This is a genomic window from Pseudarthrobacter sp. 1C304 (genome assembly GCF_052245515.1).
Lineage (GTDB): Bacteria > Actinomycetota > Actinomycetes > Actinomycetales > Micrococcaceae > Arthrobacter.
In genome coordinates, this window is record NZ_JBQQCH010000011.1 from 42,709 (window position 1) to 69,438 (window position 26,730).

A 26,730-nucleotide genomic window follows, 5' to 3' on the forward strand; every position below is an offset into this window, starting at 1 on the left:
CTATCCCCCGGCAGCCGCGCGCAGGTTTCCCAGGAGCATAAACCGGGTGCCGCCGGTGCCCGTGGTGGAGGCCGTGAACGTCAGGGAGTCGGTACCCCGGCCGAAGCGGATGGCCCGTTGTCCGTCTGCGGCAGGAACGGGTTCGGACCAGAAACCCAGGCCGCCCAGGACCTGCTGGTAGTGCCCGGCCACCGCGTCCTGGCTCAAGGCGGCGATGGCGTCGGCGGCCACCTGCAGGGTCCCCTCGGCCGGAGAAACCGACGTCGAGACCAGCACCGTTGCATCCGGAAACGGGAGGACGTCCGCCGGGTAGCCGTCCACGATCCTGCCCTGGGCCGACGCCGCCGCGGGCAAGGGCGCGCTGACCAAAGCGGCCGGCGCGGTCGGCGCGGGCAGCCCGGTGGGGGCGGCACTGACGGGGGGAAGGACCTCCCGGCCCGCGGGGGCGGAGGCCGGCCCCTCAGCGGATCCCCGGGACGGCGCGGCCGCACTCCCGCCGGACGCTTCCCCGCCGGCACCCGGTACACCCGGAACTCCAGCAGTACCCGCGGCGCCCGGGCCGCTGCCGGCGCCGGCAGTGTGCGGACTGCTGCCGGCCGGCGGCCCGCCCGCCACCGAGGATTCAGCGGCCGTCATCTGGTCCAGCACGACGGCGGTGCCGCCCAGCAGCGCCGCCGCGCCGGCGCCCGCGACGACCAGCCATTTGGCTTTCACGGACTGTTCCTGGCCCGGACAGCAGCGCCCGGCGAGACCATGGTTGTTGTTCCCCTAGCACCCATCGCCCCAGTCTTTCAGCGCGGGCAACAGCGGCGTAAGAGTAGGACTACTTGAATTGCGGGCCCTCGCTACGGAGAGTTGTTAGGATCGGGCTGCCCGCCCCGACCGGGGGCTTTTCTCCGAAAGCGAGGACCCGTGAAGGCCGACCACTACGACAGTTTCGCCGAAAGCTACGCGGCAGAGAACGACTCCAGCCTCCTGAACGCGTACTACGAGCGGCCGGCAATGATCAGCCTGGCCGGCGACGTCGCCGGCCGCCGCATCCTGGACGCGGGCTGCGGCTCCGGGCCCCTGTCTGCGGCGTTGAGCGCAAAGGGCGCGATCGTGACCGGCGTCGATTCCAGCCCTGCGATGCTTGACCTGGCCCGGAAGCGCCTGGGCGCGGCCGCGGACCTGCACGTCGCCGACCTCAACGGGCCGCTGCCTTTCGCCGACGGCTCCTTCGACGACGTCGTCGCATCCCTCGTGCTGCACTATCTGGAGGACTGGTCCGCTCCCCTGGCCGAGCTGCGGCGCGTACTGAAGCCGGGCGGCCGGCTGATCCTGTCGGTCAACCACCCCGCGGTCAGCGTGGTCAATTACCCCGCTGAGGACTACTTCGCCGTCAGGCAGTACTCGGAGGACTACGAGTTCGACGGCGAACCCGCGGTCCTGACCTTCTGGCACCGGCCGCTGCACGCCATGATCAACGCCTTCACGGCGGCGGGATACCGTGTGGCCACCGTCAGCGAACCGGAGCCGTCCCCGGACACCCCGGCTGAGCTCCTTCCGCCGCGGATCCTCAGCGGCGAGAGGACGGCGTTCCTGTGCTTCATCTTCTTCGTCCTCGAAGCCGGCTGAGGGCCGGGGGAACCCATTCCGCGCAATATCTGCCGCCCGGAATGCGGGAACCGGCCTGCAGCGGGCATAGTTAAGCTCTTGGGCCTGTGCTTGGACTGCGGTCATCCGCGGGGCGCAGGACAAACACGAACAGGGGCTTGAATTTGGTAGGGAACGCAACATTCCGGCACCGCAACACCGCCTTGCTTTCGGTGAGCAGCGTCGAAGCTCCGAACAGCGTCAGTTCCGCGGAATTCGACCGCAGGCTGGCGTCGACACTGCGCCGGCTGAAGTTCCCCCCGAAGCTGCTCGAACGGGTCGCCGGCATCACGCACCGGCGCTGGTGGGCCGCCGGGACGTCGTTCGACGACGCCGCCATCGAGGCCGGTGCGAAGGCCCTGGCCGAGTCCGGCGTCGAAACGTCCGAGGTGGGGCTGCTGATCAACACGTCCGTTACGCGCCGAAACCTTGAACCGTCCGTCGCCGTGAAGATCCACCACGGGCTGGGCCTTCCCTCGTCGGCCATGAACTTCGACCTGGCCAACGCCTGCCTGGGCTTTGTCAACGGCATGACACTGGCGGCGAACATGATTGATTCCGGCCAGATCAAGTACGCGCTGATCGTCAACGGCGAGGACGCCCAGGCCACGCAGGAGGCCACCCTGGCGCGGTTGCAGCGGCCGGAAACCACGCGCGAGGATTTCAACCGCGAGTTCGCCACTCTCACGCTGGGCTCCGGAGCCGCCGCTGCCGTGCTGGGGCCGGCCGACCAGCACCCCGGGGCGCACCGGCTGGTGGGCGGCGTGGTGCGGGCCGGCACCGAGCACCATGACCTGTGTGTGGGCGGCATCGACGGCATGGCCACCGACACGAAGGGGCTGCTCGACGGCGGCCTGCAGCTGGTGTCCGACGCCTGGCACGAGGCGCAGCCGGAGTGGAACTGGGCCGCCATGGACCGGTACGTGACGCACCAGGTAAGCAACGCCTACACCCGGGCGGTCATCGACGCACTCGACCTGGATCCGGACAAGGTCCCCATCACGTTCCCGCGGTGGGGCAATGTGGGACCCGCTTCCCTTCCCATGACCCTCGCGGCAGAAGCGCAGACGCTCAGCCCAGGGGACCGTGTGCTCTGCATGGGCGTCGGTTCGGGCCTGAACACCGCCATGGTGGAGATCGAGTGGTAGCGGCCGGCTGGCCCGGCGTCGACCCCGAATGGTCACGCGAGATCGAGGTGGCCTCCACCTCCGCCGCGGAGACCTTAGGAACGGTGCGGCGCTGGCATCTGCTCGACAACGGCGCCCAGCTCGCCCGCCGCGGCCTGGTTCCTGCGGGCACGCTGCTGTGCGTGCACGGCAACCCAACGTGGTCCTACCTGTGGCGGACCCTGCTGGCCGCCGGATCCGATCCCGCCCATCCGTGGCGCGTGGTGGCGGTGGACCAGCTGGACATGGGGTTCTCCGAGCGCACCGGAACTTTCCGGCGGCTGGCGGACCGGATCAACGATCTGGGCGACCTCACCGGCGCGCTCGGGCTGGACGGGCCCGTGGTCACCGTCGGCCACGACTGGGGCGGCGTGATCAGCCTTGGCTGGGCCGTGGCCCACCCGCAGCAGCTCGCCGGCGTCGTGCTGACCAACACCGCTGTCCACCAGCCCGCCGGCTCCCCGATCCCTGCGCCGCTGCGGCTGGCCCTGCACCCTGCCGTGCACCGCTGGGGAACCACGACGTCGGACACCTTCCTTCGCGTGACGCACGCCCTGGCCCGCCCGCCGCTGGCCCCGGAGGTCCGGGACGCGTTCATGACCCCTTACCGGGGGGCCGGACGCCGCACGGGCGTGGGGAACTTTGTCGCAGACATTCCCGCGGGCCCGTCCCACCCCAGCTTCCCGGCACTCGGCCGCGTCGCTGAGGGGGTGCGCGGGCTGAAGGTTCCGGCGCTGATGCTCTGGGGCCCGCAGGACCCGATCTTCTCCGACCGGTACCTCAAGGACCTGATTGGCCGGCTGCCGCATGCGGACGTCCACCGGTTTGAGGGGGCCGGCCACCTGCTCCCGGAAGACCGGAACATTGCGGCCCCGGTCTTCGCCTGGCTGGCCGGGCCCGGCCAGCCCGCCGGATCCGGCGAGGACGGCGCAGCCGGCGAGGACAATGCAGCCGGCGGGGACAATGCAGCCGGCGGGGACAGCGCACCCGCCCTGGACAACGCACCAGCCCTGAACAGCGCCCCCGCACCCCTGCAGGCCGGCGGCCCCGCCGGGAACCCGCCCCTGTGGGCTCCCCTCACCGGGCTGGCGGCAGGCCCGGACGGCGGGTCCACCGCCGTCGCGGAAATGGCCGCGGACGGCAGCGTCTCCCGCTCGCTGGACTGGCGGGAGCTGGAACGGGACATCGCCGTGCTCGCGGCGGGCCTGCAGGACGCCGGGGTGCAGCACGGCAGCCGGGTGAGCCTGATGGTTCCGCCGGGGGTGGATCTGACCGTGGTCCTTTACGCCTGCCTCCGGATCGGCGCCGTGGTGGTCGTGGCCGACGCCGGCCTGGGCACCCGCGGCCTCAGCCGCGCCGTGAAGGGCGCCACCCCGGATTTCCTTATCGGCATCGACAAGGCGCTCGCCGCCGCCTCGGTGCTTGGCTGGCCGGGGCGGCGCATCAGTGTGCGGGATCTGCCGCCCGCCCGCCGCCGCCTCCTCGGCGTCGAGACCTCCCTCGCGGCCCTGTCCCGCCGCGGAGCCGGCCGCAGTCCGGACGCCTTGCAGCCGACGTCGCCGGCACCGGGCGGGCTTCCCGGCTTGGACGACCCCGCCGCCGTGCTCTTCACCTCCGGTTCCACCGGGCCCGCCAAGGGTGTCCTCTACACGCACCGGCAGCTCGCCGCGATGCGGGACACCGTGGCGGCGACACTGGAGATCCGCCCGGGAGCACGCCTGGTGGCGGGCTTCGCGCCGTTCGCCCTGCTGGGCCCGGCGCTCGGAGCCGTGTCGGTAACGCCCGCCATGGACGTCACCGCGCCCCGTACCCTGACAGCCCGCGCGCTGGCGGACGCCGCCGCCGCCATTGGCGCCTCGGTGGTTTTCGCCTCGCCCGCGGCGCTGCGCAACGTCCTGGCGACCAGGGACAGCCTGGACGGGGCCGGGCAGCGTGCCCTGGACGGCGTGGAGTTGCTGTTGTCCGCCGGCGCACCCGTCCCGGAACCACTCCTCGCCGAGGTGCAGCGGCTGCTGCCCCGGGCATCGCTGCACACCCCCTACGGGATGACTGAGGCACTGCCGGTCGCCGACATCAGCCTTGAACAGATCCGCACCGCCGAGGCCGACGCCGCCGGCGGAACCGTGGCGGGGGCCGGCAACGGCGTCTGTGTGGGCCTGCCCGTGCACGGCGCCCGCGTCGCCGTCGTCCCGCTCGCCGGGGACGGCAGCGCACCCGGGACCGGCACGGTCACGGACGCAGTCACGGACACCGGGGTGACCGGCGAGATCCTGGTCAGCGCCCCGCACGTCAAGGAAGCCTACGACCGGCTCTGGCTGACCCAGCGGGACAGCGCCCGCACGCCCGGCTGGCACCGCACCGGCGACGTCGGACACTTCGACGCCGCCGGCCGGCTCTGGGTGGAGGGGCGGCTCGCGCATGTGGTCACGGCCCCGGGGGCGGTGGTGACCCCGGTGGGCGCCGAGCAGGCCATCGAACGCCTGGGCGACGTCGGGCTCGCCGCCGTCGTCGGTGTCGGTCCGGCCGGGACGCAGGCCGTCGTGGCCGTCGTCGAAACCGTACCTCCGGTCCGCCGGGCCGGCCCGGCCGCTCCGCAGCTCGCCCGGCGCGTGCGGGACGCGGCCCGCCTGGCCGGAATCAGCATCTCCGCCGTGCTCGCCGTGCCCGCCCAGCCGACCGACATCCGCCACAACGCCAAGATCGACAGGACCCGGCTGGCCCGGTGGGCCTCGGCGGTGTTGGCCGGCGGCCGTCCGGGCACGCCATGAGGGTCCTTGTCACCGGCGCCAGCGGCCTGCTGGGCCGCGAGGTGGCCCGGCTGCTGGTGCGGCAGGGCCATGCCGTCACCACGTTCCAGCGCCGCCCGTCCGGAGTGGAGGGCGCCACGGACGTCCGCGGGTCCCTGGCCGACGACGCCGCCGTCCGCCGCGCCGTCTCCGGCGCCGAGGGTGTCATCCACCTGGCGGCCAAGGTCTCTTTTACGGGCCGCCCCGCCGAGTTCGACGAGGTCAACGTCGAGGGCACCCGCCGTCTGCTCCGCGCGGCCCGCGACGCCGGCGTGCGGGATCTGGTGTTCGTCTCTTCGCCGTCGGTGGCGAACTCCGGGGCCGCGATCGTTGGGCTGGGCGCCGGGCCCGCGGACCCCGCCCGCGCGCACGGCGACTACTCCCGCACCAAGGCGGCGGCTGAACTCCTGGCGCTGGCCGCGGGCGGGCCGGGGTTCCGGGTCGCGGCAGTGCGGCCGCACATCGTCTGGGGTCCGGGCGACACGCAACTGGTGGAACGGGTGCTGGACCGGGCCGGCCGCGGCCGCCTGCCCCTGCTCGACGCCGGGGCAGCCCTCATCGACACCACCTACGTGGACAACGCCGCCTCGGCCATCGCCGCCGCTTTGCACCGGATGGAGCATGTCCACGGCAGGGCGGTAGTGGTCAGCAACGGCGAACCCCGGCCGGTGGGCGAACTGCTGGCAGGCATCTGCGCCGCCGGCGGCATCCGTGCGCCGTCATGGTCGGTGCCGGGCCGGCTCGCCCGGGGTGCCGGATGGGTGGTGGAAAAGGCCTGGACCCGGCTCGGCCGGGAGGACGAACCGCCCATGACCAGGTTCCTCGCCGAGCAGCTCTCCACAGCGCACTGGTTCGACCAGCGGGAAACCCGCCGGCTCCTCGACTGGACCCCTGCCGTGTCCCTCGACGAGGGCCTGGCGAGGCTGGCACGGCATCACGGCCAGGGCTGATTCCCGTCGATTGCTCCATAACGGCCCTTTTGAGGGGTCAAAACGGCCGTTGCGGAGCAATCGACGTGGGGGAACCGGCAGGTAGGCGTGTCGGTTAGCAGGGCTCCTTACCAGCGGCCGTTGCGGGGCCGGGGCTGGCAGACCGGGCAGGTGTAGGAGGAGCGGTTCATGAACTGGTCCCGCCGGAGGAGGCTGACACGGCCGGCTTCGGCACAGCGCCTGCACTCCTTGCCCTCGCGCCCGTAGGCGTTGAGCGAACGGTCAAAGTAGCCGGATGCACCGTTGACGTTGACGTAGAGCGAGTCGAAGCTGGTGCCGCCGGCTGCCAAGGCGTCGGTCATGACGTCGCGGGCGGCGTCGAGGACCCGTTCGGCGTCTGCCCGCCGGAGAGTGTCCGTGGGCCGGGCGAAGTGCAGCCGGGCTTTCCAGAGGGCTTCGTCCGCGTAGATGTTGCCGATCCCCGAGACCAGCCCCTGGTCCAGCAGCGCACGCTTCAGGCCGGTCTTGCGCGCCCGCAGCCGGCGGTAGAATGCGTCGAAGGAGAAGTAGGGGTCCAGCGGGTCCCGGGCAATGTGGGCGGCTTCTTCGGCGATGAGCGGCAGCGGCGTTTCGGCAAGTCCGCCGGGGGCGCCGTCGGGCGTGGGAACCAGCGAGGTGAGGAAAAGGCCGCCGAAGATGCGCTGGTCCACGAACCGGAGCTGTTCGGGCATGCCGTCAGCGGGGCTGAGCCGCAGCCGCACTTTCAGGTGTTTCTCGTCCGGGGCCGCGGAGTCCTGCATCAGCAGCTGCCCGGACATGCCCAGGTGGGCCATCAGCGCGACGGCGGGAAGGGACGCGCCCGGGGTTCCGGTGTCAGCCAGCGGCATCCACAGGAACTTCCCGCGGCGCACCACGTCCAGGACGCGGGCGCCCTCCAGGTTGCCGGCGAAGTCCTCCGGGCCAAGGGCGTGCCGGCGGACGGAGCGCGGATCCACCACCTCAACAGCGGTGATGGTCCGGCCCCGCACCCAGCTCACCAGGCCGCGGCGGACAACTTCAACCTCGGGCAGTTCGGGCACGGTGCGTGCCTAAGCGCCTTCGGCGGGCGCCGAAAGCCTGCGCCAGGCGTCCGCCGCGGCTTCCTGTTCGGCTTCCTTCTTGGAGTTGCCGGTCCCGGTGCCGTAGTCGTTGCCGCCGATGCGCAGCACCGCTTCGAAGGTCCGGGCGTGGTCCGGGCCGGAGCCCTCCACGGCGTAATTAATCGTTCCGAGCTGACGGCTGGCCGCCAGCTCCTGGATGCTGGTCTTCCAGTCGGTGCCGGCGCCAAGCGCGGCAGCGTCCTTCAGAAGCGGGCCGATCAGGCGCATCACCAGCTGGCGTGCCGTCTCGATGTCGTTGGAGACGTACGTGGCGCCGATCAGCGCCTCCATGGTGTCCGCGAGGATGGACGCCTTGTTCTTGCCTTCGGTGAGCTTTTCGCCCTGTCCGAGGTAGATGTAGTCGCCCAGTCCGATGCTGCGGCCGATGCCGGCGAGGGCCTTGGTGCTGACGACGGCGGACCGGCGCTTGGCCAGGTCGCCTTCGGGCAGCATGGGGTTGTCGCGGTACAGCGCGTCCGTGACCGAGAACCCCAGGATGGAGTCGCCCAGGAACTCGAGGCGCTCGTTGGTGGGGATGCCGCCGTTTTCGTAGGCGTAGGAACGGTGTGTGAGCGCAAGACGAAGCGTCCCGGCGTCAATAGAGACACCGAGACGCTTCAGAAGCTCTTCAGTTGAAGACATCTGTATCAGCCGTTTGGCGGATTAGACGTCTGCGACCTTGCGGCCCTTGTATTCAAGGAACAGCGCGGTGCCAGCTGAGTCGGTAACGACCTTTGCCTGGTGCGGCAGGCTGTAGGTGACCTGGCCGTTCTCGACGGTCTTCACCAGGTGGGGGGCGGTTGCCTTCCACTGGGAGCGGCGGGCGCGGGTATTCGAGCGAGACATTTTCCGCTTCGGGACAGCCACGGCTAACTCATTTCTCTCTAGTCCAACACTTACAAATCAGTTTTGCCGGTCAGGCTTAGCCAAGTCAGCTAGGGCAGCCCAGCGAGGATCTACCACCTCGTGGTGATGCCCCGGCTCGTCTTCCAGGCGAACTCCACATTCGGAGCAAAGGCCCTGGCAGTCTTCCCGGCACACCGGCTGGAACGGCAGCATGGTGACAACTGCGTCCCGCAACACCGGTTCAAGATCGATCAGATCGTGCTCGACTCGACGTTGCTCTTCTTCGTCTTCTTCGTCCGAGAACTCGGCGTCCTCGTAGAAGAAAAGTTCTTGCACATTGACCTCTTGGTCATACGCAAGGGGATCCAGGCATCGGCCGCATTCGCCGGTTACTTCGACGTCCGCGGTACCTGATACCAAAATTCCTTCGTGTACGGCCTCCAGCCGCAGGTCCAGCCCGACATCCGAGCCTTCCTGCACGCCAATGAGCGCCACACCAAGATCACCTGGTGCGGGTACATGTTCTGTCAGCGTCCGCATGCTTCCCGGACTGCGTCCAAGGTCCTTGACGTCAAACACCAAGGGCGAACTAGCATCTCGTTTAATGAGAACTCCTGTTGAACATATGACCGACGTACCATCTTAGCCTGATCTTCCGGACGGACTCAAACCGGGGGCGCGCCTGCGGTTTGCACCGCGGGCGCCCGCATTTTGGGCCGCGCAACCGGCAGCAGGCCGCCGAGTACCGGTCAAGCTTACCCTCTGCGCGGCCGCCCTTGGTCCGGCTCGCCGGAGTGCAGGCGTTTGAGCACCGATCGGGGCACAAACTCGGACACGTCGCCGCCCAGGGTGAACACTTCCTTGATCAGGGTCGAGGACAGGTGCAGGTAATGGCCTTCGGCGGGCAGGAACACGGTCTCGACGCCGGTCAGCTGCCGGTTCATCGTCGCCATGGGCAGCTCGTAGTCGAAGTCCGAGGAGGAGCGCAGGCCCTTGACGATCGCGGAGACCCCCCGCTGCCGGCAGTACTCGGCGAGGAGCCCCTCCCCCACGGGTTCGACCACAATACCGCGCAGCGAGGCCAGGGTTTCCTGCGCCATGTCGATCCGCTCCTCAAGGGTGAAGCGGTACTTCTTGGCGTAGTTGGTGGAGACCGCCACGATCACCTCGTCGAAGAGGCCCGAGGCCCTCGCGATGACTTCCAGGTGTCCGTTGTGGATGGGGTCGAAGGACCCGGGGCATACGGCGCGTCTCATGCTCCGAACCTACCGTATGGGCAGCCCCGCCCGAGGCAGGAGAACGGGATACCATGGCGGAATGTCAGCCACCAGCATTCCTTTTACTGTGTCCGGGGGCGTGGTCCTGATCACGGGAGCCGCCATGGGCATGGGCCGCCTCTACGCCCTGCGGGCGGCCCGTGAGGGCGCCGCCGTCGTGATTCTCTGGGACGTCGACGCCGGCGGCCTCGCCGCGACCGCCGCCGAGGTGACCGCCCTCGGCGCCCGCGCGGTGGTCCGGCAGGTGGACCTCGCCGACCGCGCGGCGATTGCCGAGGCCGCGGCGGAGGCCCGGGCGGAGGGCCCGCTGGCGCTGCTGGTGAACAACGCCGGAATCGTCCGCGGCGCGCTGTTCTGGGACCACCGCCCGGAACAGGACATCGCGCTGACCATGGACATCAATGCGCTGGCGCCGATGTACGTCACCCACGCGTTCCTCCCCGACATGATGGCCGACGCCGGCCGGCCGCGCCGGATCCTGAACATCGCCTCCGCCGCGGGCACCGTGTCCAACCCGAGGATGAGCGTGTATGCCGCCTCCAAGTGGGCGGTGATCGGCTGGAGCGACTCGCTCCGGCTGGAACTCGAGCAGCAGGGCTACCGCCACCTGGCGGTGACCACGTTCTGCCCCAGCTACATCTCCACCGGCATGTTCGACGGCGCCCGCGGGCCGCTGCTGACGCCCCTCATGACACCGGAGGACGCCGTGGACCGTGCCTGGCGGGCCACCGTCGCCGGGCAGCCGCAGCTGATCGCCCCGGCCACCGCGCAGCTGGGCAAGGTGCTGCGCGGGCTGCTGCCCGTGCGCGCCTGGGACTTCGTGGGCGGCAAGGTCTTCGGGATCTACTCCACCATGGACAAGTTCACCGGCCGGGGCGAAAAGGCGGGCACCCGGTGAACGCGCCGCTGCAGTCCCCCTGGCAGCGGGCGGCGACCGGCGCCAACCTGCTGTCCCCGGACGGAACCCTCGGCGTGACCATCTTCGAGGAAATGACCACGCTGGCGCTGCAGACCGGCGCCATCAACCTGGGCCAGGGCTTCCCGGACGAGGACGGGCCGGTGGAGATCAAGGCCGCAGCACAGGCCGCGATCGCCGCCGGCGCCAACCAGTACGCCCCGGGCAAGGGCATCCTGGAGCTGCGCGAGGCAATCTCCCTGCACCAGGAGCGCTTCTACGGCCTGACGCCGGACCCGCAGACCGAGATCATCGTCACCACCGGCGCCACGGAGGCCATCGCGGCCTCGCTGCTGGCACTCGTGGGCCCGGGCGACGAGGTCCTCACGTTCGAGCCGTTCTACGATTCCTACGGCGCAATCATCGGGCTCTCCGGCGCCCGCCACGTCACGGCCCCGCTGCTGGCCCCGGACTTTATGCCGGACCTCGATGCCCTGGAAGCGGCGTTCAGCAGCCGGACCAAGGTGGTGCTGGTCAACAACCCGCACAACCCCACCGGCGCCGTGTTCCCCCGCGAAGTGCTGGAACGCGTCGTCGAGCTCGCCGCCCGGCACAACGCCGTCATCATCAGCGACGAGGTCTACGAGCACCTCACCTTCGGCGTCCGGCACATCCCGGTGGCCACGCTGCCCGGCGCCGCGGAACGCACCCTGACCATCTCCTCGGCCGGGAAGACTTTTTCCTTTACCGGCTGGAAGATCGGCTGGCTCTGCGGACCGGAACACCTGGTGTCCGCTGCCCGCACGGTCAAGCAGTTCCTGAGCTACAGCTCCGGCACCCCGTTCCAGAGCGCCATCGCGGCCGGGCTGGGCCTCCCGGACGAGTTCTACACCGGCATCGCCGATACGCTCCAGCTCAAGAGGGACATCCTCAGCGAGGGCCTCCGCGCCGCCGGCCTGGACGTCTTCACGCCGCAGGGGACGTACTTCGTGAACGTGGACACCGCTCCCCTGGGTATCACGGACGCCCTGGACCTGGCCCGCCGGCTGCCGGCGCTGGTGGGCGTCGCCGCGATTCCGGTCCCGGTGTTCTGCCACCCGGAAGGCGCCGAACGCACGCGGAGCCTGCTGCGCTTCGCGTTCTGCAAGCGGATCGACGTCCTGCAGGAGGCCGCCGAACGGCTCGCGGCGCTCCGGGGCCTGCTCTGATGGCGGAGTCCCCCGCCGTGTCCCGGTTCCTGCGCACCACCGGCCAGCACGCCACGATTGAACCCGACGCCTTCACCGACGGCGGCTACGTGCTCAGCATCGGCGGGGCGGAGCAGTCCCACGTGGACCTGGCAGACCCCTCGGACATCTTCTATGAGTACCTGCGCCGGATCGGCCACGTGGTGGACCTCGCGGCGCCGTGGGGCGAACCCGTCACCGCCCTGCACCTCGGCGCCGGTGCACTGACCCTGGCGCGGTACATCCAGGCCACCCGGCCTGGGTCCGTGCAGTACGCGGTGGAGCTGGAGCGGGAGCTCCTCGATTTTGTGCTGGAACAGCTCCCCCTGCCGGACGGAACGGAGCTGCACACCATCATCGGCGACGCCCGCGACGCCCTGGCGGAGCTGCCCCCGGGCCCGGCGTTCGACGTCGTGATCCTGGACATCTTCTCCGGCCCCGAGGCGCCCGAACATCTCGCCTGCACGGAGTTCTACCGAGAGGCCGCCGCGAAACTGAGCCCCCGCGGGGTGCTGATCGTCAACGTCGGCGACGAGCCGGGGCTCACCCTGGTCCGCAGCCAGGTGGCCGCACTGCGCCGGGCCATGCCCGACGTCGCCGCCTTCGCCGAGGCCGGCATGTTCAGCGGCCGCTACCCCGGCAACATCATCCTCACCGGGACACAGGGACCCTGGCCGGACGTGTGGACCGCGGCGCTCACCGCCCGCGGTCCGCACCCCGCCAAGGTGCTCTCCGGCGTCGAACTGGACGCCCTCTCGGACTAACCGGAGCCTTCCGGGCCGGCGTCCTTCCAGACCGGACCACTGGACATGCCCATTCTTCGCATCCAGGGACGCACATATGCGCAGTATGTCCATGCGCCGGCCCTGGCGCTGAGCATGTCCGTGCTGCCAAGGTCAGCCCTCGGCTCGGCGGGGGCGGAGCGCGACCGGGCTACGCTCCGTCTTCGGGCGCGTCTACCGGGGCTTCGTCCACGGCGGGCTCGGCGAACCAGAGCTTCGTCTCGCCGTACTTGCGCTCGGCGAACCGCTCCATGCCGTCCGGCCAGGACGGTTCGGCGCTGCGGGAGGAGCGCTCCACGACCACAACGGCGCCCTCGGCCAGATGCGGGAGCAGCTTGGCCAGCACAGCGGCCAGCGCGGGTTCATCGAGCGGGTAGGGCGGATCGATGAAGACAAGGTCCCAGCGGACGGCGCCCTGGGCGCGGTCCAGGAAGGATTCGACCTTGGAGCGGTGCACGGAGACCACCTTCCGCCGCGCCACGGTGTTGACGAGGTCCGCGTTGCGCTGGCAGACCTCGCTGGCCTTGCCGTCGGACTCCACCAGGTCCACGGCCTGCGCGCCGCGGCTGGCGCTTTCCACGCCGAGCGAGCCGGAGCCGGCGTACAGGTCCAGCACGCGGGCGTCCGCGATCACCTCGAAGGCGTCCAGCCGGGAGAAGAGCGCCTCCTTGACCCGGTCCGTGGTGGGGCGGGTCAGGGATCCCGGGACGCTGGCCAGGGTGGTGCCGCCCGCCGCGCCGGCAATGATGCGGCTCATGGCCGAGCCCCCTGCAGCACTGGAACAGATGCCTGGAGAATGTCAGCCGCGTTCAAGGAACGCCTCCTTTTCCGGGTTGAGGTAGTCATCGATCGCCGCGGCGAGGGCAGGGTGGGAGCCCAGGGACGGGTCGCCGCCGACAATCAGCCAGGCGTCCTGCCGGGCCCGGGCGATCACATCCTCGTGTTCGAGGACCCGCAGCAGCTTCAGCGTGGACCGTCCCCCGGACTGCGAGGCACCCAGGATGTCGCCTTCGCGGCGCAGCTTGAGGTCCTCCTGGGACAGTTCGAAGCCGTCGGTGGTGGCTGCGACGGCGTCCAGCCGCCGCCGGCTGGGGTGGCCCGGTTCCAGCGTGGTCACCAGCAGGCAGGTGCCGGGCAGGCCACCGCGGCCCACCCGGCCGCGGAGCTGGTGGAGCTGCGAGATGCCGAAGCGGTCGGCATCGAGGATCACCATGAGCGTGGCGTTGTGGACGTCGACGCCGACTTCGATCACGGTGGTGGAGACCAGCAGTTTTGTCTGGTTGGCGGTGAAGGAGGCCATGGTCTCGGACTTCAGCACCGGGTCCTGGCGGCCGTGCAGCGGGGCGACGGGCACCCCGGCCAGGGCCGGTTCGTCCCTCAGGAGCTCCACGACGCCGGTCACGGAGGCCAGCTCGCGCGCCCCGGAGTCTTCCAGGTCCGCGTCGGCCGGCCCGGCCTCGCCGGGACTGAAGTCGCCGTCGTCGTCCGAGCCGATCTTGGGGCACACCACGTAGACCTGGTGGCCGGCGTCGATTTCTTCGCGGGAGCGGGACCAGACGCGGGTGGCCCAGGCGGGGTGCTCGGCGAGGCCCACCACGTGGGTGGTGATCGGCGCGCGGCCGGCCGGGAGCTCGTCCAGGACGGACGTTTCAAGGTCGCCGAACACAGTCATGGCGACGGTCCTGGGGATGGGTGTTGCGGTCATGACCAGCAGGTGCGGGGGCTTGCTCGCCTTGGCCCGGAGCACGTCGCGCTGCTCGACGCCGAAGCGGTGCTGCTCGTCCACCACGATCAGGCCAAGGTCGTAGAAGGAGACGTTGTCGCTGAGCAGGGCGTGGGTGCCGATCACGATCCCGGCGGTTCCGGAGGCGGCGTCGAGCATGGCCTGCTTCCGTGCCGCGGTGGGCATGGACCCGGTCAGCAGGGTGACCTGGACGGCGTCGGGGCCGAGGCCGCCCAGGAGCCCGTCGCGGGAGAGCGGGCCCAGGGTGCGGCGGATCGATTCGAAGTGCTGCGCGGCCAGGACTTCGGTGGGCGCCAGCAGGGCCGCCTGTCCCCCGGCGTCCACCACCTGCAGCATGGCGCGCAGGGCCACAATCGTCTTGCCGGAACCCACCTCGCCCTGGAGCAGCCGGTTCATCGGCGACTCCCGGGCAAGCTCGGCGGCCAAGGTCTCGCCGACGGCGGCCTGGCCGGCAGTCAGCGTGAACGGCAGCTGCCGGTCGAAGGCGGCCAGCAGCCCCTCCGCGGCGGGGCGGCGGGCGGTGGCCTCCTCTGCGGCCAGCTGCGCGCGGCGACGGGCGAGGGCCGACTGGAGCACCAGCGCTTCCTGGTAGCGGAAGCGGTCCCGGGCACGCCGCCAGTCCGGCGGGGTCTCGGGGGCGTGGATGAGCCGGTAGGCGTCGGCGACAGGGAGGAACTTCTCCCGCGCCGCGATGTCCGCAGGCAGCGGGTCAGGCAGGGCGTCGAGGTCGGCGGTGGCCAGGAGCGTCTTGACCACTTTGTGGATGGCCAGGCTGGTGAGCTTGGCCGTGGCCGGGTACACCGGGATGGGCATCGCGGCGAGCTTTTCCGGGTCCATGCCGGCGATGTCCGGATCCTCGTCCAGCAGCTGGAAGTCTGGGTTGGTGAGCCCCAGGACGCCCTGGTACCGGGTGATCTTTCCGAAGAACAGGGCCCGTCGGCCCGGCAGCAGCTCGTGCCTGGCACGGTGCCCGTTGAAGAAGCTCACCTTCAGGGTGCCGTCGTCGTCGGTGATCACGACGTCGGTGAGCGAACCGCGGCGGGCGCGCATGGGACGGCTGTTGACGGAGAGGACCCGGGCGACGAGGGTCACCTCCTCGTCCAGCGGGACCTCGCTGATGCGCGTGAGCTCACCGCGGTTGATGTACCGGCGGGGGAAGTAGTTCAGCAGCCCGCCCACCGTGGTGATGCCGAGGTGCTTTTCGATGACCGCCGCGGAACGCTTGCCGATCCGCCGCTCGAGCCCCAGGGCCAGTTCATCGGTGCCGAAAGCCGCGCCGCCGGACGCGGCGCTCTTTACTTCAGCGGTCATGTCCGTCGAGGGCCGGGGCGGCTGATTCGCCGTGCGAGACGGCCAGCTCGCTGACGCTGATGTCCGAGGGGTCGCCGAGGGACCGGATCAGCGCCACAGCGGGTTCGGCATCCGGCACGTGGACGTGGATGCGCCAGCGGTACGCGCCGGCGGCATCGGCTGCCCCGCCCACCTGGCTCATGATGACGGAGTCACCCATTTCATCGAGCTGCTGGCGCATCATGGCGGCGTCCAGCGGCGAGAGGGTGATGGTGCACATGACCTCCACACCCTCGTCCCGGGGCATGGCCTGGTGGATGTGCGGGTCCTGGACGTCGTAGCCGTGGAGGCCGTCCAGGAGCTTGTCCTGGAGTTCCTCCCCCAGGACGGCGGAGCGGAGGCAGTCAAGGACCAGGAGCATCCCGACGCCGCCGGCATCCACCACGTGGGCATTGTGCAGCGCCTCGAGCTGGTCTTCGGTGCGCACCACGGCTGCGACGGCGGCTTCCACGGCGGCGTCCAGGGCCAGGCCCAGCGTGTGGTTGCTGTCGTCGCCGTCGTGCGCGGCGTCCACGGCAGCAGCGGCGCGGGCTGCGGCCTCCATGACGGAAAGCATGGTTCCGGGTACGGGATCGCTCAACGCGGACCAGGCCCGGATCTGGGCGCGGTTCAGCGCGGCGGCCAGCAGCGGGGCGCCCAGCCGGTGGTGGCCGGCCAGGGGTTCGGCGGCGGCGCAGAGGAAGACGGCGAACAGGGTACCGGAGTTGCCGCGGGCCTGTTCCATGGCGGCCTGCCCGGCGCGGGCCAGGACAGCGCCGACATCGTTCATCGCCGGGTCCGGCGGGCCGAACGCGTGGACCGGCGGCTGGCCGGCGGGCTCCGCGCCGACCTGCGGCAGCGCCGCCGTGTCAAGGCTTTGGAGCGCCTGCGCGGCGGCGCGGACGGTCAGGTACAGGTTGGTGCCGGTGTCGCCGTCAGCGACCGGGAAGATATTGATGGCGTTCAGGCGGTCGCTGTGGTTACCAAGGGTGGTCTCCGCCTTGCCCAACCACCGCTTCATCGCTTGCGCGTTGGCGGCAATCCTAGTCTGCAAAGTGATCCCATCCCACGGTGTCAGCGGGCCTGCCCGCGATCTTGACGCCCGTGCTGTCCGTTGGTGCAGGGGCTTCTACCGAGCCTATCGCAGTGAAACCGGCAGGCAGCTGAAGGTCCGGGGGGAATGTGGCCAGGAGGCCGTGGTCCTCCCCTCCGCCCAGGACCCAGGACATGGGGTCCGCACCGAGCAGGTCCGCCGCCGGGACCAGCGGAACTGCCAGCTCCTTCAGCGCCGCCGGATCCAGGTTCAGGACAGCGCGGGAAGCGGACGCCATCCGGGCGCCGTCACGGACCAGTCCGTCGGAAATGTCCATCATGGCCGTGGCGCCGGAATCGCGGGCCCGCGGACCGGCCGCGAGGGGCGGCCTGGGCCGGCACTGGAGGTCCAGCAGCGCGCGCTGCTCCCGGGTCAGGGACTCGACGGGAGTGGCCGATTCCAGCAGGGCGAGGCCGGCCGCGGCATGTCCCACGGTGCCGGCGAGCGCCACGGTGTCCCCGGGCCGGGCGCCGGAGCGCAGCACAGCGGCCCGGCCGTCGAGGGTGCCCAGGATGGCGACGCTGACGGCCAGCTCGCGGCCGCGGCCCAGGTCACCGCCGGCCACGGCGCAGTCGTGGGCGCCGAGTTCCCGGATCCCGGCGCTCAGGCCGTCGGCAAAGTCCTCCACCCAGGCCACCCGGGTTTCGGGCGGCATGGTGAGGCTCACCACCATGGAGGTGGCGCGGGCACCCATGGCATTGATGTCGCTGAGGTTCTGCGCGGCGGCCTTCCAGCCGACGTCGTAGCCGGTGGTCCGGTAGCCGTTGTTCCATTCGAGCCGGAAATCCTGATCCGTCACCTGCGTGTCGATGCTGAGGACCGTCCGGCCGTCCCGTGCCGCCACAATGGCGGCGTCGTCGCCCGGGCCCAGAATCAGGGACGGGTTGTGTTCCTGGCCGTAGTGCAGGCGCGGGAAGATCCGTTCCAGAAGCTGCGATTCCGAGAGGTCCGCGACGGTCAGGGGCGGCGTTATGTTCAAGCGTTCAGGCACAGCCCTACGCTACAGGCACGCGCTGACACCGGCTGGGGCCCCGGGCGTGGGAAACTCATAGGCATGCCCCCGCCACTGCCCGCGCTGACAGCCGTCCCCCGGCGCGTCCGCCGGGCTTTGGCCGCCGTGTTAGGCGCGGTGCTGCTGTGGCTGGTGGTCGCCGTCCAGCTGTTCGTGAACGTGGATCCCTTGAGTGTGCACCGCACGGACGCGGTGGTGATGCTGGGCGGAGCCGCCGCGGAGCGCCTGCCGGTGGCGCTGCGGCTGCAGCGGGAGTTCAACGTGCCGGTCCTGGCGCTGTCCCACACCGACACCCCGGGCAACGCCGCGGCGGATGAGCTCTGCAATACGGCTGCCTTCCCCAGCCCGGACCTGATCTGTTTCCGCCCCGGCGGCATGGACACCCGCAGCGAGGCGGACGTCATCGCTGACCTCGCCGCCGCCAACGGGTGGCGCTCAGTCACCGTGGTCACCTCCAGCTACCACGTCACCCGGGCCGGCCGGCTGATCGGGCAGTGCACGACGGCGGACGTCCAGATGGTTGCCTCGCATTCCGTGCTCAGCCCGGGGCAGTGGTTGCGCCGGTTTGTGATCGAAACGGGTGGCCTGATTGATGCCTCGCTGCGGCCGGAATGCACGGTTCAGGGGTCCGGAATGTAAGAATTGGAGGCGACCCAGGTTGAAGCCGTCAGCCTGGCACCAATGTTTTAAGGCGAGGAGGACCGGCTGTTGGACAACTCTGCCGACCACGCTCCCCGCCTGGTGGCGGCCCCGCGGCACCTGCGCCGCCGCATCCTCCAGGAAGAGATTCCCGACGAACTGCTGGTTCCGGGGGCGGAGCCGTTTCCGATGGCCCAGCGGAGCGCATCGCCGGCCAAACGCGCGGCAGAACTGGACCCCGACGACGAGGAAATCTCCTACCGCCGCAAACGCCTGGCGGCGCTGGTGGCGGTTATCGTCGTGTGCATCAGTGTGCCGGCATTGATCGCCGCGCTCCTCCTGCTCGGCTGAGCCCGCCCGGCCCGGCAGGCCCCTCCACCGCCCGCGTCTCTTTGGGAGATATCCATGCACAGCATCATGCCGGTCTTCGGCACCAGGCCTGAGGCCATCAAAATGGCGCCGGTGATCAATGCCCTTGAAGACTCCCCGCTGTTCCGGTGCATCGTGACGGTGACCGGCCAGCACCGGGCCATGCTGGACCAGGTCAACGAGCTCTTCGGCATCGTGCCCGACCACGACCTCAACATCCTCCAGCAGGGCCAGTCCCTCTCCGGCATCCTCACACGGACCGTCGACGGCCTGGAGGCCCTGTTTGCCCATACGCGGCCCGATGTGGTGCTGGTCCAGGGCGACACAACGACGTCCACCGCCGCCGCCGTCGCGGCCTTCTATCACGGCATCCCGGTGGTCCACGTCGAAGCGGGACTGCGCAGCGGCAATCCCCTCTCTCCGTTCCCGGAAGAAGCCAACCGTAAGATCACCGGCCAGATTGCCAGCCTGCACCTGGCACCGACCAGGGCCAGCAAGGCCAACCTCCTGGCCGAGGGCGTCAATGCCGCGGACATCGTCGTCACCGGAAATACGGTGATCGATGCTTTGCTGGCCATTGTCGGCAAGGAGCTGCCCTTCAGCGACCCGGAACTGGAACGCGTCGCCGCGACCGGCCGCAAGGTGCTCTTGGTCACCACGCACCGGCGGGAAAACCAGGGAGATGCGATGCGCGGGGTGGGCCGGGCGCTGGCCCGGATCGCCGACGCCGAACCGGACCTCGTGATCGTCCTGCCGGCCCATAAGAACCCCGTCGTGCGGGAGGCCGTGCTGCCGGCCCTGGCGGGCAGGCCGAACGTTCTGGTCACCGAACCCCTCGCCTACGGTGAGTTCACGCGCCTGCTGTCCCTGGCCCACCTCGTCCTGACCGATTCCGGCGGCGTCCAGGAGGAGGCGCCCAGCCTCGGCAAGCCGGTCCTCGTCATGCGGGACAACACCGAGCGGCCTGAGGCCGTCGATGCCGGAACGGTGACCCTGATCGGGACGGATGAGGACCGGATCGTCACAGAAGTCGACCGGCTGCTGAACGACCGGGAGCACTACGACTCGATGGCCACTGCGGTTAACCCCTACGGGGACGGATCGGCTGCGGCGCGGACAGTAGCGGCGATTTCGGAGCTTCTGGGCGTCGGCTCACGCCTCGGGGAATTTACCAGCTGATAGTCCGGCACCGCCCCCGTTTCCCGGGAAAGCCGCGCAGGAACGTTAACGCAGGCTGAACGTAAGGTTGCTTTCTTTCTTGGGGTGCCGGGGGGCTACCGGCTATGCTGGGCTGCGGGGGAAGCTCACCTTGGACCGCTGCACGGTTCCCGGACGCCCGCTCGAGTGATGCTACGGCTCGCCGCTCCCCGTCCCAAGCACACTCGTTGAAGAGGAAACCAATGAAAATTCAAGCCGTAATTCTGGCTGCCGGAATGGGCACGCGCCTGGCCCGTCCGCATCCCAAACCCATGACCGAGCTCAGTGATGGCAGGACCATCATGCACCAGCAGGTCCAGAACCTGCAGAGCAAGTTCGGCAAGAAGCTGCGCCTCACCATCGCCGTCGGCTTCAAGCTCGAAATGATCCTCGAGCACGTTCCCAACGCTTCGTTTGTGTACAACGAGAATTTTGACCAGACCAACACGTCCAAGAGCCTCCTGAAGGCGGTGCGGAACTCCTCCAAGGGCGGGGTGCTGTGGATGAACGGCGACGTCGTCTTCGACCCGGACATCCTCGAGATGCTGGTTCCCTACATCCAGCGGGATGAATCGTTCATTACCGTCGACATTTCCTCGGTGTCGGATGAGGAAGTCAAGTACACCACCGACGCGGACGGCAAGATCCTGGATCTCTCCAAGATTGTCCCCGCGGACGTGGCCCACGGCGAGGCTGTCGGCATCAACTACGTCAGCTCGAAGGACAAGAAGAAGCTCCTCAAGCGCCTTATCGAAGTCGAGGACCAGGACTACTTCGAGAAGGCCATCGAATTGACCATCAAGCAGGACGACGTCAAGTGGACGCCGGTCGACATCAGCGACTTCTACGCCGTTGAGGTCGACTTCCCGGATGACCTGGTCCGGGCGAACGCCAGCATCTGAGTGCGGCGCCAAGGCAGGAACCACGTATCGCGGCGGGAGGCCATCAAATGGTCCCTCACCGGCGCGACCGGAGCCACCCTGCTGGGGTTGACCGCGTCCTCCGGACCGGCGGGCAGCACGCCTGCCGCCGGCGCACACCGGACAACTCCGCCTGCTTCAGCGCTGACCACCCTGGACGCCACCGTGGTCCTCGGCGAGCAGTTGGCACCGGGGCTGCCCTACCGGCAACTGGCCTACGGGCCGCCCTTGGACACGCTGGTCCGTGAGGACCTGTGTGTCCGAGGGGACCAAGAGGACACCCGGCGGGCTGCGCTGGCCTCCTTCGGCCACCTGACAGACAGCCACGTCCTCGATGCGGCCAATCCCGGGCGCCTGTCGTTCTTTTGGCAGTTCTTCGACTTCTCCGACGGTTATCCTCCCTCCGGTTTGTTCCGTCCCCAGGACCTGCTGACCGTCCACGTGCTGGACGCGGCGGTGCGCAAGCTTAACGCCGTCGGACGCGGCCCCGTCAGCCGGCGGGCGCTGGATTGCCTCGTTCTGACGGGTGACCTCACCAATGCCTTTGCCCTGAGCGAGTTGTCGGCCGCCGTCGGCGTCTTCCAGGGACTCCCGGTGAGCTCCCACCCGGCCGAGAAATACGAGGGCGTCCAGGATCACGGACCGGCGCCCCTCGAGCTGTCCCGGAACATCTGGCATCCCGAGCCGGAACCGCTGCTGGCGCCCCCGGATGACTGGAAAGCCGTGCACGGTTACCCCACGGTGCCGGGCCTGCTCGCCGCAGCCATCCGGCCCGTGCCCGCGGAGGGTTCAAACTATCCCTGGTTCGTCGGCGTCGGAAACCACGACGAAGCCGGCCGTTCAACGGGAGAGCCGGTGTCGCCGAAGACCGACTTCGTCGATGAACTGCGCATCGGCAGCAGGCTGCCGATGCGGCTGCCTCCGGGCGTTGACGAACTGGACTTCTGGGACACCATCGACGGCTCCAGCGCGAACCAGCGCCGGGCCCTGATGGCGTCCATGCCGTCGCGGACGGTGGAGGCCTCGGAGCTCCGCCGCGAATTCAGCAAGGAAGACTTGCTGGAGGCTGTTGCCGGGACCGGAGCGTCCGGCACCGCGGCAAAGCCCGGCAGCCTGCCGTACTACACCTTCGACATATCGGCGCAGGTCGCCGGCATCATGTTGAACACCGCGAGTCCCGACGGCGGCGCCAAGGCAGTGCTGGATGCGGCACAGGCTGCGTGGCTGGAGGAACAGCTTGAGAAGGTGTCCCGGACGTCGTACGGTCCGGACGGGAAGCCGGCCGCCCGGACGGTGGAGGACCGGCTGGTGGTGCTGTTCAGCCACCACCCGTTGCCCTACTTCGACGAGGACACGCGGTCAGAGGGCAGCGGCGGCGCTCTGTCGGAGGAAAAGCCAGCGGAGGAAGAACCGGCGGAGGAACCTTCGCTGGAGGAGCCTCCGCTGGATAGGGCGGCCGTGCTGCGCCTGATCGCGCGGTTCCCGAACGTGGTCCTCTGGATGAACGGCCACACGCACCGGCACCAGGTCACACCCCATCCCGCCGAATTTGATGAGGGCGGATTCTGGGAAATCACGACGGCGTCGCTCATCGACTATCCGCAGCAGTCGCGGGTGGTCGAGGTCCTGGACAACGGAGACGGAACCCTGTCCATTGCCGCGACCCTGGTGGACCATTCCGCCCCGGAGCAGGTCGCCCGTGAGGGAATCCACACCCCGGCTTCGATGGCCGCGTTGAGCCTGGAACTGGTGATGAACCGTCCTGGCCTGGAACCGGCGGACGTAATGCGGGAGGCTGGGGACCAGAACGTCGAACTGGTCCTGCGGAAACCTTTCTAAACGACGTCCAACGGACAGCTGGACCCGGGGCCGTGCCACTATTGACCAGCCCCACCATTGACCTGCAGCACATGAAGATGACGGACAACCACGGGTTGGACACCGACGAGGGAAGCGAACCAAAGAATGCCAGGAGCCAAGCAGAGCCAAGCAGTAGCTGCGTTGAAAGCTGCCGCCGAGAGAAATCTCCGACGGGTGTGGCGGGCGCTGCCCCCGGAACAGCGGCAGCAGATCCGCAAGGTGGCGCACCCGGCCAGCCTGGCGAAGCTGCAGAGAACTGCTGCGGCGAAACCTGCCGCACCCCTGCAGCGGCCCCAGGTCAGCGTTGTCATCCTGCTGAACGACGCCGCCGGCGATCCGGCGGTGACGTTGCGCAGCCTGCTCAGCCAGGAACCTGCCGCGATGGAAATGATCGTCGTGGACACGTCCGCGGCCGGACAGGGCCGGGGGCCGGTCCGGACGTTCACCAAGCGGGACAGCCGTGTCAAATACCTGGCCCTGGAAGGCGCCACCGATGAAGCGGCCCGGGCCGGAGCCGCCGGGCAGGGCCGGGCGCCGTATGTGATGTTCCTTTCTGCGGGGGACGTCGTTGAAACGGCCAGCCTGGAGGCACTGTTCCGGTCCCTGCGCCAGACGGGCTCGTCCTTCGCCGTCGGGATGACCGGAATCCTCAAGGGCAAAACCAGCACCACGCCGGCGTGGCAGCAGGACCTCCATGCGGTCCCGCGGCCGGCCGTGACTGTTGCGGAGCTGCCGGCAGTCCTGCGGGACGGCGCCCTGGGCAACAAGGTGTTCCGGCGGGACTTCTGGACCGAAGCCACCGCGGGAATCTCGACCGGACTGCAGCACTGGCAGTACGAGGCCGTCCCCACCCTTTACTCCCGTGCGGCCTCCTTCGACATTGTTGACGTCAAGGTCTTCACCACCTCGGCGGACGCTTCCGTCCGGCCCATGGCACGCGAGCTGCTGTGCCAGCTGGACTACCTGGCGGACCGGCTCAGCAGGCTTGAGTCGCTCGCGGCCGGGCTGCGCCCCGTGCTGTACCCGGAGGCCTTCCGGCGGCTCCTCTCCCATGAACTTGGCAACGGGCTCTTCCGCTTCTACGAGGTGGTCCCCCGCACCGATCAGGCCTACTGGGACAAACTGCACACGACGGTCCGGCGCCTCAGCGAAGGCGTGGAGCTGGACTGGGATGACATCAGGATCCACAACCGGCTGATCCTCTCGGCGGTGCTGGCAGACCGGCGGGAGGACGTTGTCCGGATCTGCAACCACCGCAGCGACTACAGCTCCAGCTTCCCCACCCGGACCACCGGATCCACCCTGGAGGCCCAGCCCCAGTATCTTCCCGAGCTCTCACACTACGAGCCGGAGCTCCTGTCCTGCCGCGACATTGACCTGCGGCTGGTCAGCAAGATGACGCACTTTGCCTGGCAGGCGGACGGCCGGCTGGAAATCGGCGGACACGCGTACATCTCATCCGTTGACCCCGCCGCGGGCAGCCTGACGATCGAGGCGTCCCTGGTCAGCTCCGGCGGTGGGGACGCTGTCCCCTTGGCGGTGCAGCGCCACACGGACCCGTCCATTGACTGGGAATCCAGTGACAACTGGACTTCCTACGCCGACGCCGGGTTCCGGACCGTCATCGACCCTGCCGTCATGCTGGACGGCGTCACCGGGGCACCCTCCGAGTGGCATGTGCTGCTGCGCGTCTCCGCCGGCGGACGGACCCTCGAAGCGCCGTTGACGCGCCGCGACGTCAATGGCTCCACGGGCAGCCTGCCGGTCGGCCCCATGCTGGGCACTGCCCGGGCGGCCGTGGAAATGCGCCCGGCCACCACCGGCCTGACCTTCATTCCGGTCACTCCCCTGTACGTCGCCACCGCCCTGGAGCTGGCGGGACGCACCCTCACGCTCACCGTCGAAGCCCATTCGGCTCCGGTGGCCGCGAAGGTCTCGGTCGAATCGCCCAAGTTCGGCATCCGGGCGACGGCCACCTGCCTCGACGTGGTGGGAACCACGGCGCACTACTGCGTCGATGTGCCCGAGCTGGCTGCCGGCGCGGCCCCCACCGCTGAGTATGAGTGGCGCCTCCGCCTGGACAGCGGTTTCAAGACTCCGCAGCCCGTGGCCTGGCCGGACGATTCCACCGCATTGGAATCCCAGTCCGACCACACCCGGAGCCTTCGCCTGGGACTGACGGGCTACGGATTTGTGACTCTCAAGGAGCGCAGGACCCGCGTTATCGCCTCATCGGTCGAGGTGTTGGCGGATCAACGCACCCTGCGGATCGAAGGCACCGCGGACCTCCCGGTCATCCACGCACCCCGCATCGTCCTCTCGAGCGGTAAGGCAGTGATCCCGGCGACGGACGTGGCCCTGACCGTCCGGACCAACGACGGAAGCAACGCGTTCACCGCCGATTTCCTGCTCCCCCAGAACCCGTGGGGTGGCGAAGAAATCATGCCCGAGGCGGGCGCGTACAGCGTCCGCTTTGTCCTTCCGGGAGCGGCCGACCACCAGGGCTACTGGTTCCCGGTGTCGCCCGCGCTCCAGACGCAGATGCCGCGCAGGATCCCTGCCGACCGGGTGGAAGTCGGTGTGAGCCGATCCCCCAAGAACGCCGCCCTGACCATCCACCTGCGGCCTCCCTTCGCTGCGGATGAGGTGGGCCGGTACAACCAGCAGCTGATGCGCACTCCGGTGACGGCCGGCGGGGAGGCCGGGCTGAAGGACGCCATTGTCTTTATGTGCTTCGGCGGACGCCGCGCCACGGACAGCCCGCGGCGCCTGCTGGAGGAATTCCAGCGCCGGGGAAGCCAGTGGCCCATGTACTGGGCCGTTGCTGATTTCTCGGTGCCGGTGCCCGCTGGTACCGAACCAGTCCTCATCGGTTCCCGGCGGTGGTACCAGCTCCTGGTCGAGTCCCGGATCCTGATCAACAACAACAACTTCCCGTTCTACTTCCGCAAGCGCGAGGGCCAGGTCTATATCCAGACCTGGCACGGAACGCCGCTGAAAAAGCTCGGCAACGACGTCGCGCGCACCAACTTCTCGCTGTCGTATTGGAACCTTATGTGGCGGGAGGCGGAGTACTGGGACGCCCTGCTGGCACAGAACGACTACGCCGCCGGCGTGCTGGCCAAATGCTTCGGCTTTGACGGGCGCGTCGTCGCCGACGGGTATCCGCGCAATGACAGCCTCACCCCGGCGCGGATGGAGCAGGACAGGCCCGCCATCCGGAGCCGGCTGGGCATCCCCGAGGGGAAGACCGCCATCCTCTACGCACCCACGTGGCGCGATGACGCCAAGAACGCCTCGCGGCAGTACGAAATGGTCACATACCTTGATTTCGAGAAGGCCCAGCAGCAGCTGGGCGACGACTACGTCCTGCTGCTGCGCGGACACCACAACATCGCGGGCCAGCGGCAGACGGCGGCCAACAAGTTCGTCATTGATGTGACCGAATATCCCGAAGTCAACGACCTTTACACGGCGGCCGACGTCCTGGTCAATGATTACTCGTCCGTGATGTTCGACTTCTGCGTCACCGGCAAGCCGATCATCTTCCTGACGCCGGACATCGCCCAGTACCGCGATGAGACCCGCGGTTTCTACTTCGACCTGGAGGACATGGCGCCCGGGCCCCTCCACAACACCACCGAGGAAGTCGTCCGGTCGATTAAGAACATCGCGTCCGTGTCCCGCCGCTACGCACCCAAGTACGAGGCCTTCGTCGGGATGTTCGCGCCCTATTGCGACGGCAACGCCACCGCGCGGGTCTTTGACGCGCTGTGGCCCGACGGCCCGGGGCAGCCGGTGTCCCCCGGCACGGACCGGTCGCCGTCGTCGTCCCTGGGCTAAAGCGGCCCGGGCCGCAGCGAACGCAACAAACATTCCCGGCCCC

23 protein-coding genes are annotated in these 26,730 nt (G+C 69.4%); 13 read left to right on the plus strand and 10 right to left on the minus strand.

Annotation, left to right across the window (positions count from 1 at the left end; translation table 11 throughout):
* Positions 1-714 (minus strand): hypothetical protein, encoded by a 714-nt coding sequence (locus ACTWQD_RS16980; protein WP_443197303.1) that lies wholly within the window; start codon positions 712-714, stop codon positions 1-3.
* Between the two features lie 198 nt (positions 715-912).
* Here ACTWQD_RS16980 and ACTWQD_RS16985 point away from each other — a divergent pair, with 198 nt between their 5' ends.
* The 4 genes from ACTWQD_RS16985 to ACTWQD_RS17000 all read left to right on the plus strand — a co-directional run bounded on the left by ACTWQD_RS16985 (position 913) and on the right by ACTWQD_RS17000 (position 6,537).
* Complete coding sequence (locus ACTWQD_RS16985; protein WP_443197304.1) at positions 913-1,617, plus strand: class I SAM-dependent methyltransferase; 705 nt, start codon at positions 913-915, stop codon at positions 1,615-1,617.
* Between the two features lie 143 nt (positions 1,618-1,760).
* Positions 1,761-2,783: a 3-oxoacyl-ACP synthase III gene (locus tag ACTWQD_RS16990; RefSeq protein WP_443197305.1), complete on the plus strand. Its 1,023-nt coding sequence runs from the start codon at positions 1,761-1,763 to the stop codon at positions 2,781-2,783.
* Positions 2,777-5,569, plus strand: a complete 2,793-nt coding sequence (locus tag ACTWQD_RS16995) for an alpha/beta fold hydrolase (RefSeq protein WP_443197306.1) — start codon at positions 2,777-2,779, stop codon at positions 5,567-5,569. Before ACTWQD_RS16990 ends, ACTWQD_RS16995 begins: the two co-directional genes overlap by 7 nt.
* On the plus strand, positions 5,566-6,537 hold the full coding sequence (locus tag ACTWQD_RS17000) for an NAD-dependent epimerase/dehydratase family protein (protein ID WP_443197307.1): 972 nt from the start codon (positions 5,566-5,568) through the stop codon (positions 6,535-6,537). The genes ACTWQD_RS16995 and ACTWQD_RS17000 overlap by 4 nt, the downstream gene beginning before the upstream one ends.
* A 107-nt stretch (positions 6,538-6,644) precedes the next feature.
* On the opposite strand, the gene mutM is transcribed toward ACTWQD_RS17000, so the two are convergent.
* From mutM to coaD, 5 genes are all read right to left on the minus strand, one after another.
* Positions 6,645-7,595 carry a bifunctional DNA-formamidopyrimidine glycosylase/DNA-(apurinic or apyrimidinic site) lyase gene (mutM, locus tag ACTWQD_RS17005; RefSeq protein ID WP_443197308.1) on the minus strand — a complete coding sequence of 317 codons (951 nt, stop codon included), beginning with the start codon at positions 7,593-7,595 and terminating at the stop codon, positions 6,645-6,647.
* Positions 7,596-7,604: 9 nt separating this feature from the next.
* Entirely contained in the window at positions 7,605-8,297 is a 693-nt protein-coding gene (gene rnc, locus ACTWQD_RS17010) for a ribonuclease III (protein ID WP_443197309.1), read from the minus strand.
* A gap of 21 nt (positions 8,298-8,318) precedes the next feature.
* Entirely contained in the window at positions 8,319-8,522 is a 204-nt protein-coding gene (gene rpmF, locus ACTWQD_RS17015) for a 50S ribosomal protein L32 (RefSeq protein ID WP_009356569.1), read from the minus strand.
* Positions 8,523-8,558: 36 nt separating this feature from the next.
* Positions 8,559-9,083, minus strand: a complete 525-nt coding sequence (locus ACTWQD_RS17020; protein ID WP_443197310.1) for a YceD family protein — start codon at positions 9,081-9,083, stop codon at positions 8,559-8,561.
* A 173-nt stretch (positions 9,084-9,256) separates the two neighbouring features.
* Positions 9,257-9,757 (minus strand): pantetheine-phosphate adenylyltransferase, encoded by a 501-nt coding sequence (coaD, locus tag ACTWQD_RS17025; RefSeq protein ID WP_443197311.1) that lies wholly within the window; start codon positions 9,755-9,757, stop codon positions 9,257-9,259.
* 61 nt (positions 9,758-9,818) lie between these two features.
* Here coaD and ACTWQD_RS17030 point away from each other — a divergent pair, with 61 nt between their 5' ends.
* Genes ACTWQD_RS17030 through ACTWQD_RS17040 form a run of 3 tightly spaced genes read left to right on the plus strand, consistent with a single transcriptional unit; the run spans position 9,819 to position 12,663 of the window.
* On the plus strand, positions 9,819-10,676 hold the full coding sequence (locus tag ACTWQD_RS17030) for an SDR family NAD(P)-dependent oxidoreductase (protein ID WP_443197312.1): 858 nt from the start codon (positions 9,819-9,821) through the stop codon (positions 10,674-10,676).
* Entirely contained in the window at positions 10,673-11,881 is a 1,209-nt protein-coding gene (locus ACTWQD_RS17035) for an aminotransferase class I/II-fold pyridoxal phosphate-dependent enzyme (protein WP_443197313.1), read from the plus strand. The genes ACTWQD_RS17030 and ACTWQD_RS17035 overlap by 4 nt, the downstream gene beginning before the upstream one ends.
* Positions 11,881-12,663 carry a spermidine synthase gene (locus ACTWQD_RS17040; protein WP_443197314.1) on the plus strand — a complete coding sequence of 261 codons (783 nt, stop codon included), beginning with the start codon at positions 11,881-11,883 and terminating at the stop codon, positions 12,661-12,663. The genes ACTWQD_RS17035 and ACTWQD_RS17040 overlap by 1 nt, the downstream gene beginning before the upstream one ends.
* A gap of 169 nt (positions 12,664-12,832) precedes the next feature.
* On the opposite strand, the gene rsmD is transcribed toward ACTWQD_RS17040, so the two are convergent.
* The 4 genes from rsmD to ACTWQD_RS17060 are packed head-to-tail and all read right to left on the minus strand — an operon-like array spanning position 12,833 to position 17,838.
* Positions 12,833-13,438 (minus strand): 16S rRNA (guanine(966)-N(2))-methyltransferase RsmD, encoded by a 606-nt coding sequence (gene rsmD / locus ACTWQD_RS17045; RefSeq protein WP_443197315.1) that lies wholly within the window; start codon positions 13,436-13,438, stop codon positions 12,833-12,835.
* 42 nt (positions 13,439-13,480) lie between these two features.
* Positions 13,481-15,736: an ATP-dependent DNA helicase RecG gene (locus ACTWQD_RS17050; protein WP_443197316.1), complete on the minus strand. Its 2,256-nt coding sequence runs from the start codon at positions 15,734-15,736 to the stop codon at positions 13,481-13,483.
* On the minus strand, positions 15,726-16,775 hold the full coding sequence (locus tag ACTWQD_RS17055; RefSeq protein WP_443197317.1) for a DAK2 domain-containing protein: 1,050 nt from the start codon (positions 16,773-16,775) through the stop codon (positions 15,726-15,728). The genes ACTWQD_RS17050 and ACTWQD_RS17055 overlap by 11 nt, the downstream gene beginning before the upstream one ends.
* 22 nt (positions 16,776-16,797) lie before the next feature.
* Positions 16,798-17,838 (minus strand): thiamine-phosphate kinase, encoded by a 1,041-nt coding sequence (locus tag ACTWQD_RS17060; RefSeq protein ID WP_443197318.1) that lies wholly within the window; start codon positions 17,836-17,838, stop codon positions 16,798-16,800.
* A 63-nt stretch (positions 17,839-17,901) separates the two neighbouring features.
* Here ACTWQD_RS17060 and ACTWQD_RS17065 point away from each other — a divergent pair, with 63 nt between their 5' ends.
* The 6 genes from ACTWQD_RS17065 (at position 17,902) to ACTWQD_RS17090 (ending at position 26,687) form a co-directional block, all read left to right on the plus strand.
* The gene (locus tag ACTWQD_RS17065) at positions 17,902-18,498 is read left to right on the plus strand and encodes a YdcF family protein (RefSeq protein ID WP_443197319.1); all 597 of its coding nucleotides are present in this window, start codon (positions 17,902-17,904) and stop codon (positions 18,496-18,498) included.
* A gap of 69 nt (positions 18,499-18,567) precedes the next feature.
* Positions 18,568-18,849: a hypothetical protein gene (locus ACTWQD_RS17070; RefSeq protein ID WP_443197320.1), complete on the plus strand. Its 282-nt coding sequence runs from the start codon at positions 18,568-18,570 to the stop codon at positions 18,847-18,849.
* 54 nt (positions 18,850-18,903) lie between these two features.
* Complete coding sequence (gene wecB, locus ACTWQD_RS17075; RefSeq protein ID WP_443197321.1) at positions 18,904-20,046, plus strand: non-hydrolyzing UDP-N-acetylglucosamine 2-epimerase; 1,143 nt, start codon at positions 18,904-18,906, stop codon at positions 20,044-20,046.
* Positions 20,047-20,267: 221 nt separating this feature from the next.
* The gene (locus ACTWQD_RS17080) at positions 20,268-20,966 is read left to right on the plus strand and encodes a phosphocholine cytidylyltransferase family protein (RefSeq protein WP_443197322.1); all 699 of its coding nucleotides are present in this window, start codon (positions 20,268-20,270) and stop codon (positions 20,964-20,966) included.
* Positions 20,967-22,823, plus strand: coding sequence for a hypothetical protein (locus ACTWQD_RS17085; RefSeq protein ID WP_443197323.1), 1,857 nt, complete (start codon positions 20,967-20,969; stop codon positions 22,821-22,823).
* Positions 22,824-22,949: 126 nt separating this feature from the next.
* Positions 22,950-26,687: a CDP-glycerol glycerophosphotransferase family protein gene (locus ACTWQD_RS17090; protein WP_443197324.1), complete on the plus strand. Its 3,738-nt coding sequence runs from the start codon at positions 22,950-22,952 to the stop codon at positions 26,685-26,687.
* Positions 26,688-26,730: the final 43 nt, after the last annotated feature.